The following is a 7,363-nucleotide window of genomic DNA, read 5'->3' as shown; positions in this document are numbered from 1 at the left end:
CACCTGCACGGTGCGGGGCCCCATCGACGTAACCGGACCACCGGTCACTGAACCTCGCGCAGCACCTCGAGGATCGCGGCCTCGTCGGGCGCGGCCACCAGCCGCTCCCGGAAGCCGGTGTCCATCAGCTTCCGCGAGAGCAGCGCGAGAATCCGCAGGTGCTCGTCGCCCGCGGCGGCCTCCGGTACGGAGATCATGAAGATGAGCTTGGCCTTCGTACCGTCGATGGCGCCCCACTCGATGCCTTCGGACGACCGCGCGAAGCCGACGACCGGCGAGGTCACCGCATCGGTCTTGGCGTGCGGGATGGCGATCTCCTCGCCGAGCCCGGTGGTGCCCTGGGCCTCGCGGCGCAGCGCCGTCCGCACGAGCTCCTCGACGTCGGTGACCTTGCCGGTGGCGGCAAGGAGGTTCGCCATCTCGCGGATCGCGGAGTCCTTGTCGGCGGAGTCCAGCTGGACCTTCACGGTCTGCTCGGTGAGATAGCCGGAGAGGACTTCGTCGCCCTCCTCGGGGGAGGAGGGGGCGGCTGCCGCGGGGGCTGCCGCCGCAGGCGCCTTCTGCGGGGCCGCAGACGCCCCGGAGGCGACGGCTCCGGCTCCAGCCCCGGCTCCCGCTCCCGCGAGCACCGGCTCGGCCCCGCCCGGCACATCGGCGCTCGCCGCCCCGCGCCGCTTCCGCTCACTGAGGTCGACCAGGGTCACGGTGGTGAGGGCGGTGACGACGGCGCCGATGGCGATCGCGATGAAGAACATCGGTACGCCACCGACGGCACCCAGGACGGCCACGATCGGCCCGCCGTGCGGCACCGCGTCCTCGACGCCCGCCTGTCCTGCGATCGCACCGGCGACGGCGCCACCGAGCATGTTCGCGGGAATGACCTGGGCGGGCCTGGCCGCGGCGAACGGAATCGCACCCTCCGAGATCCCGAAGAAGCCCATGAACAGCGCGGCCAGACCGGTCTCGCGTTCCTGCTCGCTGTAGAGGCGCTTGCGGATCAGCGTCGCGATCCCCTGCCCGAGCGGCATGACCGGGATCGCGGCGGCGCACATGCCCATGACGGTCTGGTTGCCGGTGGCGATGAGTCCCGCGCCGAACAGGAAGGCCGTCTTGTTGACGGGCCCGCCCATGTCGAAGGCGATCATGAGCCCGAGAATCGCGCCGAGCAGGATCGCGCTGGTCCCGGTCATGCCGCTGAGCCAGTCGGTCAGATGCTCGAAGATCCACGAGATCGGCTTGCCGATGACGTAGATGAAGAAGAGGCCGAGTGCCGTCGTCGCGACGATGGGGATCACGATGATCGGCATGATCGGCTGGGCGAACTTCGGGACCTTGACCTTCTTGATCCACAGCACCAGATAACCGGCGAGGAAGCCGGTCACGATGGCCCCGATGAAGCCCGCGCCCGCCTTGGAGTCGTACAGCTCACCGGTGTTGGCGATCCAGCCGCCGATCATGCCGGGCACGAGCGCGGGCCGGTCGCCGATCGCGTACGCGATATAGCCCGAGAGGATCGGCACCATCAGCGTGAAGCCGATGACACCGATCTGGTTGACGTGCATCCAGAACGAGTCGTCGGGGATGACGAGCCCGCCCTTGGGGTCCGTGTGTCCGCCGAGCGACAGCGAGATCGCGATCAGGAGCCCGCCGACCACGACGAACGGAATCATGTACGAGACGCCGTTCATCAGCGCCTTGTACGCGAGGCTGCGCTCCTTGCCGCCCCCGCCCCCGCCACCGCTGGAGACCGGCTCGGCGGAGCCGCCGTCACCGCCTCCGCCGTGCACGGGCGCACTCCGCACCTGCTCGATAAGACGCTCCGGGTGGCTGATGCCCTCGGACACCCCCACGGACAGCACGCGCTTGCCCACGAAACGGCTGCGGTCGACGTCCTTGTCGGCGGCGATGATGATTCCGTCAGCATCCCTGACATCGTTGTCAGTCAGAACGTTCTCGGCGCCGATGGAGCCCTGCGTCTCCACCTTCATGTCGATACCGAGGCTCTCCGCAGCCTGCGAGAGCTTCTCCGCCGCCATGTACGTGTGGGCGATACCGGTCGGACAGGCGGTCACCGCGAGCAGCTTGAGCTTCTTCTGCTCGCCGTCGCTCCCGCCTATGGGGGGATCGGCCGGATGGGTCACGTGGATCTCCTAACGCCTTCGTCACACAAGATCGCGCAAATGTTCCCGATCTCAAGGCATCCTGCAACACCCGCGCACAGGTCCAAAAACGCAAAGGTCCCTAATGAGCAGGTCTGTAGCCCTGTCCGTGACCCGGTACGCGGCTGCCCCACCCGCCACGGCGCCCGGGGAGGCGGGCTGGGGCTCGCTGGGCCAATCGGTGTAGCTTTGTGACCAGAGCCAGACGTCGCTGCTGATGGCGGTCGGGCGGTGCCTGCACGGGCCGGCCGAGGGAGAGAGGGCCTCCGACGGACTGCGCTGCTGCGCGCCGGTGCTTCTCCATGCCGTCGTCGCAGGTCAGCCATGTCCACCCACCCTCGATCAACCCCACGAGGAGCAGCTCGCCAATGACGACTCTCACCAACGGCCAGGACTTCAAGGTCGCCGATCTCTCCCTGGCCGCGTTCGGCCGCAAGGAGATCACCCTGGCCGAGCACGAGATGCCCGGCCTGATGTCGATCCGCAAGGAATTCGCGGCCACCCAGCCGCTGGCCGGCGCCCGCATCATGGGCTCGCTGCACATGACCGTGCAGACCGCGGTGCTCATCGAGACCTTGGTCGCCCTGGGCGCCGAGGTCCGCTGGGTCTCCTGCAACATCTTCTCGACCCAGGACCACGCGGCCGCGGCCATCGCCGTCGGCCCGAACGGCACCCCGGACGACCCCCAGGGCATCCCGGTCTTCGCCTGGAAGGGCGAGACCCTGGAGGAGTACTGGTGGTGCACGGAGCAGGCGCTGACCTGGCCGAACACCCCCACCGGCGGCCCGAACATGATCCTGGACGATGGTGGCGACGCCACCCTCCTGGTCCACAAGGGCGTCGAGTACGAGAAGGACGGCAAGGTCCCTGCCGAGGACACCGCCGAGTCGGACGAGCACCGCGTCATCCTGCAGCTCCTCAACCGCACCATCACCGAGGGCTCGCAGAAGTGGACCCAGGTCGCCTCGGAGATCCGCGGCGTGACGGAGGAGACCACGACGGGCGTCCACCGCCTGTACGAGATGCACCGTGACGGCACCCTCCTCTTCCCGGCGATCAACGTGAACGACGCCGTGACGAAGTCGAAGTTCGACAACAAGTACGGCTGCCGCCACTCCCTGATCGACGGCATCAACCGCGCCACGGACGTCCTGATCGGCGGCAAGACCGCCCTCGTCTGTGGTTACGGCGATGTCGGCAAGGGCTGTGCCGAGTCCCTGCGCGGCCAGGGCGCCCGGGTGATCATCACCGAGGTCGACCCCATCTGCGCGCTGCAGGCGGCGATGGACGGCTTCCAGGTCTCGACGCTCGACGAGGTCGTCGACAAGATCGACATCTTCGTCACGACGACCGGCAACAAGGACATCATCATGGCCTCGGACATGGCCAAGATGAAGCACCAGGCGATCGTCGGCAACATCGGCCACTTCGACAACGAGATCGACATGGCCGGCCTCGCGAAGATCCCCGGCATCGTCAAGGACGAGGTCAAGCCGCAGGTCCACACGTGGACGTTCCCCGACGGCAAGGTCCTCATCGTTCTCTCCGAGGGCCGCCTGCTGAACCTGGGCAACGCGACGGGCCACCCGTCCTTCGTGATGTCCAACTCCTTCGCGGACCAGACCCTGGCCCAGATCGAGCTGTTCACCAAGCAGGACGAGTACCCCACCGACGTCTACGTGCTCCCCAAGCACCTCGACGAGAAGGTCGCCCGCCTCCACCTGGACGCGCTCGGCGTGAAGCTCACGACGCTGCGCCCCGAGCAGGCCTCGTACATCGGCGTCGAGGTAGAGGGCCCGTACAAGCCCGACCACTACCGCTACTGACCGACCCGGCCACATGGGGCTTTCCGCCCCGGCCCACGCTCAACCGCAGGCCCTCGCCCACCAGAGCGGGGGCCTGCGCCCGTGGGGACGGGCGCGTGCGCGGGGCAGGATCCGGGGTGGGGCGCGAGGCGCGCCTGGCAATCCGCCCCGGCCCCCGCTCTGCGGACAGGAATCCGCCCCTGGCCTACAACCCACCACCGCCCCCGACAAGGACCGAGCCCCCATGCCCCGCGGCCACTACTCGCTTCACGACCCGCACGACCACACCCCCCTCGGTGAGGAACACTTCCACTGCGCCCCCGGCCCCTCCGGCTGGCGCTACGTCGCCCAGCGGAACGCCCCCTCAGGCAAGCCCACCGGCTCCGTCGACCTCGCCCTCGACGAACTCGGCCGCCCCATCCGCCTCGAACTCCACGCGGGGGACTGGCAGATCCGCGCGGCGGCGATCGACGGCGTCACCTGGGTCCGCACCGACCCGACCGGCACTCACGCCACGGAAGACAACGCCCCCGCCCACGCCATCACCGGCACTTCCCCCGCTTTCCTCATCGCGACCACACGCCTGCTGCGCCTCACCCCCGCCTCCTCCGCGACCCGCGTCCGCCTCGTCGCCTTCACCGACCCGGTCCTCGCCCCCCGCACCCTCGACCAGTCCTGGGCCCTGCTGAAAAGCGAAGCACACACCACTGACAACGGCCCGCTGATCGTGGACGAATACCAGGTCACAGCCCTGGACACCGGCGAGCAGCACGCCATCCACATCACCGGCGACGTCGTCCTCTCCGCCCCCGGCATCGAGCTCGAGAACCTCGAATCCCCGCCCTCGACGTTCGCTTGACCTCAGCCCACAGCCCTACGCGGGCGGTACGAATCCAGTGCCAGGGCCAGTACCAGGGCCGGGAGACGCGGCTTCCGCACTGTCCTGCCCCACGGGCGGCCGAGCCACATCACGAGGTTCCTGCGCGAGCCCGGGTCCAGCCGGACGGGCAGGGGAAGCCGGATAGGAAGCAGACCCCGGCGGCACCGCGTACCCCGAACCAGCCGCCCCTCCGCCCCCACTCCCGATGCCGCTCCCACTCCCACCGAACGCTCGCCGAGCATCCCGCGCCTGCCGCTCCTGCACGACCGCCGCCAGGTACGCCGCCGGAGGAACACCCTGCGGAGCCGGCGCCCCCGTACGCTCCGAGAGATCCCCGGCAAGCCGCTCCGCCATCGCCCAGCCGACCTGCGGATCCAGCTGCCCCATCCGCGTCAGGTACTGCCGGATCGCCAGCCACAGCGCTTCCGGCACCCCGGACAGATCGAGCTCGGAGAACCGCCCCGCAAGCCAAGGCGGCGGCGGAGGAATGAAAGCGGTCTGCCCGACAGGCACCCGCTCCCGCACGACGAGCGTCCCCGCGAACACATCCCCGAGGCGCCGCCCCCGCGCCGACACCAGCGAAGCGATGCACGCGACGACCCCGAACGTCATCAGAATCTCGACGACCCCCACCGCACCCCGCACCAACGCGTGCCGAAATCGAATCGGCCCCCCGTCGTCCCGCACCACCCGCAGCCCGCACGCCATCTTGCCGAGGGACCGCCCATGGCTGAGCGTCTCCACCGCGATCGGCCCACCGACCAGGATCAGTACGAAGCTGGCGACGGCCACCGCAGCAGCCGCCGCGTCGTCCAAGGAGGACGTAGAGGCCACGATCCCCACGGTCACCCCCAGGTAGACCGCCCACGCCACCGCCAAGTCGATCAGTACGGCGAGCCCCCGGCTCGGCAGCTTCGCCGGGCGCAACTCGAGCGCCACCGCCTCGCCCGTCACAAGCTCACTCACGCCAGCCGCCCTTCCCTGCCCTGCCCTCGGAACAGCCAGTCTGCCAAGCTGAGGCAGCATCGCGCCGCAGTACGAGGAGCAGCCACCTGATGGACCTCGACGTATTCGTGTCCGCCCACCGAACCGAGTGGGACCGACTCGACGCTCTGCTGCGCCGCCAGCGCCGCCTCAACGGAGCCGAGACCGACGAACTCGTCGCCCTCTACCAACGCACGGCCACCCACCTCTCGCTGATCCAGTCGAGCGCCCCGGACCCGCAACTCACCGGCCGCCTCACGCGCCTGGTGGCACGCGCGCGTAGTGCGGTGACAGGCACCCGCCGCGCTTCCTGGCGCGACGCGACGCACTTCCTGACCCACGGTTTCCCGGCAGCGGTCTACCGCTCCCGCCACTGGTGGGTCCCCACCGCCCTGCTCTCGACGGTCCTCGCGGCCATCATCGGCTGGTGGATCGCCACGCACCCCGAGGTCCAGTCCTCCATCGCGGCCCCTGGCGAACTGCGCGAGCTCACCCGCCCCGGCGGCGAGTACGAGACGTACTACTCGAGCCACCCAGCGGCTTCGTTCGCCGCCCAGGTGTGGACGAACAACGCCCAAGCAGCGGCGATGTGCCTGGTCCTGGGCGCCTTCCTCTGCTTCCCCGTCATCTGGATCCTCTTCCAGAACATGCTCAACCTGGGCGTGGGCATCGGCCTGATGTCCTCCGCCGACCGCCTCGACACCTTCCTGGGCCTGGTCCTCCCACACGGCCTTCTGGAACTGACCGCGGTCTTCGTAGCCGCCGGTACAGGCCTGCGCCTCGGCTGGACCCTCATCGATCCGGGCCCGCGCTCACGCCGAACGGCCCTCGCCGAGGAGGGCAGAGCAGCCCTCGGCATGGCCGTGGGCCTGGCTCTGATCCTGTTCATCTCCGGCGCCATCGAAGGCTTCGTCACCCCCTCCGGCCTGCCGACCTGGGCCCGCATCGGCATCGGGATCGCCGCTGAACTGGCCTTCCTCGCGTACGTCTATGTCCTGGGCGGCAGGGCTGCACGATCCGGCGCCACGGGCGACCTGGACCCCACAGAGCGCAGCGCAACGGTCCCCACTGCGGCGTGATGTGCATCGGGCCCTGCTGGCCTGCTAGTCTCCTCGACGCCCCAAGAAAACCGTTGACACGGCAGGACGGGGGAGGTAGATTCGAACAGTTGCCTAGAGCTGGACAAGTCCAGTGGCGGCAGTTAATATCTGCCTGCTTCTTGAATCTCATAACCCAGGAAGCCACTCCCGATAAATCAGAAACACCAAGCCGGTAAGACCGGCCGAAAACTTCTGATAAAGTCGGACTCGCCGGAAAGGGAAACGCGAAAGCCGAAAGGCCGGAGCGGAAACCTGAAAGGCACCGAGGAAAATCGGACACGAAAGAGTCTGATAGAGTCGGAAACGCAAGAACGAAACACAGCAAGACAAAATGTAACACCGAAGGGAAGCGCCCGGAGGAAAGCCCGAGAGGGTGAGTACAAAGGAAGCGTCCGTTCCTTGAGAACTCAACAGCGTGCCAAAAGTCAACGCCAG

5 protein-coding genes are annotated in these 7,363 nt (G+C 68.5%); 3 read left to right on the top strand and 2 right to left on the bottom strand.

The features are described from left to right. Positions 1 to 44: 44 nt before the first annotated feature. Positions 45 to 2,141: a fructose-specific PTS transporter subunit EIIC gene (locus ACFQ7F_RS44700; RefSeq protein ID WP_383285139.1), complete on the bottom strand. Its 2,097-nt coding sequence runs from the start codon at positions 2,139 to 2,141 to the stop codon at positions 45 to 47. A gap of 386 nt (positions 2,142 to 2,527) precedes the next feature. Here ACFQ7F_RS44700 and ahcY point away from each other — a divergent pair, with 386 nt between their 5' ends. Both ahcY and ACFQ7F_RS44690 read left to right on the top strand, forming a co-directional pair. Next, on the top strand, positions 2,528 to 3,985 hold the full coding sequence (ahcY, locus tag ACFQ7F_RS44695) for an adenosylhomocysteinase (protein WP_383285136.1): 1,458 nt from the start codon (positions 2,528 to 2,530) through the stop codon (positions 3,983 to 3,985). Between the two features lie 223 nt (positions 3,986 to 4,208). After that, positions 4,209 to 4,823, top strand: coding sequence for a hypothetical protein (locus ACFQ7F_RS44690; RefSeq protein WP_383285134.1), 615 nt, complete (start codon positions 4,209 to 4,211; stop codon positions 4,821 to 4,823). A 15-nt stretch (positions 4,824 to 4,838) separates the two neighbouring features. Here the strand turns inward: ACFQ7F_RS44690 and ACFQ7F_RS44685 are convergent, their stop codons facing one another. Beyond that, entirely contained in the window at positions 4,839 to 5,810 is a 972-nt protein-coding gene (locus ACFQ7F_RS44685; RefSeq protein WP_383285131.1) for an RDD family protein, read from the bottom strand. A gap of 89 nt (positions 5,811 to 5,899) precedes the next feature. Here ACFQ7F_RS44685 and ACFQ7F_RS44680 point away from each other — a divergent pair, with 89 nt between their 5' ends. Beyond that, the gene (locus ACFQ7F_RS44680) at positions 5,900 to 6,907 is read left to right on the top strand and encodes a stage II sporulation protein M (protein ID WP_383285128.1); all 1,008 of its coding nucleotides are present in this window, start codon (positions 5,900 to 5,902) and stop codon (positions 6,905 to 6,907) included. The last annotated feature ends 456 nt before the right edge of the window (positions 6,908 to 7,363 follow it).

Source organism: Streptomyces sp. NPDC056486 (genome assembly GCF_042795295.1).
Classification (GTDB): domain Bacteria; phylum Actinomycetota; class Actinomycetes; order Streptomycetales; family Streptomycetaceae; genus Streptomyces.
The sequence above is the reverse complement of the archived record's forward strand: the minus strand, read 5'-3'. Positions and strand labels throughout refer to the sequence as shown.

Bases quoted from the DNA above. Each gene is read 5' to 3' on its own strand.
- ACFQ7F_RS44680 (WP_383285128.1), top strand. From the start codon at position 5,900: ATGGACCTCGACGTATTCGTGTCCGCCCACCGAACCGAGTGGGACCGA.
- ACFQ7F_RS44690 (WP_383285134.1), top strand. From the start codon at position 4,209: ATGCCCCGCGGCCACTACTCGCTTCACGACCCGCACGACCACACCCCC.
- ahcY (WP_383285136.1), top strand. From the start codon at position 2,528: ATGACGACTCTCACCAACGGCCAGGACTTCAAGGTCGCCGATCTCTCC.